At 32.1% G+C, this 741-nt stretch carries 1 pseudogene; it reads right to left on the bottom strand.

From position 1 onward, the window contains the following. Nucleotides 1–36: 36 nt before the first annotated feature. Nucleotides 37–741: pseudogene (locus tag DMC01_RS14210) on the bottom strand (hypothetical protein); the annotation flags it as partial.

Here is a 741-nt window from a genome sequence, read left to right as displayed (position 1 = left end):
TTTGGCATATAAATCATATATGTTTCACTCATAATCTCATCCTATCCATAAGCCATCTTTCATTATGATGGTAACAGCCAATCTTCCTATGAATTTAGGGCGGAGATCTTGCTTTGATTGTACTGTGTTATCATTTATAGATGATCCTTGCTCATCATTATATTCACAGTTGCTTTGCGAATTTACATCCTCATCACTTTGAAGCCAACCCACATACAAGGCCTTGATATTATTTTGTCCTATGATATGCAAGGCTCTTAAAAAATTTCTATGCTTGTCTTGATTTGCTGTGTTATTTGTAAGATCAGCATTAAAGCAGTTATTATATATATCATCTAAATAATTCATAGCTGTATGATAAGCATCTATGGCTGAGGGCTGTGAAGGATCTTCTTTTTTTATACCCTTACTTTCTATATACTTATACTCTTCATAAAGTGCCTTTCTTCTTTCATCTTGTTGTATATTTTGCATAGCCTCATTAATATTAGCTATATGCATTTTTTGAGTCTCACTTGCCTTTGATGAGTGTTTAAAGTCCTCTTCATCTTGTATAAGCTTTAAAGATCTTGGCCTAACTAGCAAATCCTGCTTATAATTTCTTGCATTAAAAAATGCTAGATCATCTATTTTTTCAAATTCATCATTCATAGTCCTTAGCTCATCAAGGACTAGGTAGGATAAAAGTTTATTTAAAAGAAAAGATTTTGTTTGTGTAAGGGTGCTATTTTGCAAGGAATA

This window comes from Campylobacter troglodytis, assembly GCF_006864425.1.
In the GTDB taxonomy this organism is placed as follows: domain Bacteria; phylum Campylobacterota; class Campylobacteria; order Campylobacterales; family Campylobacteraceae; genus Campylobacter_D; species Campylobacter_D troglodytis.
The sequence above is the reverse complement of the archived record's forward strand: the minus strand, read 5'-3'. Positions and strand labels throughout refer to the sequence as shown.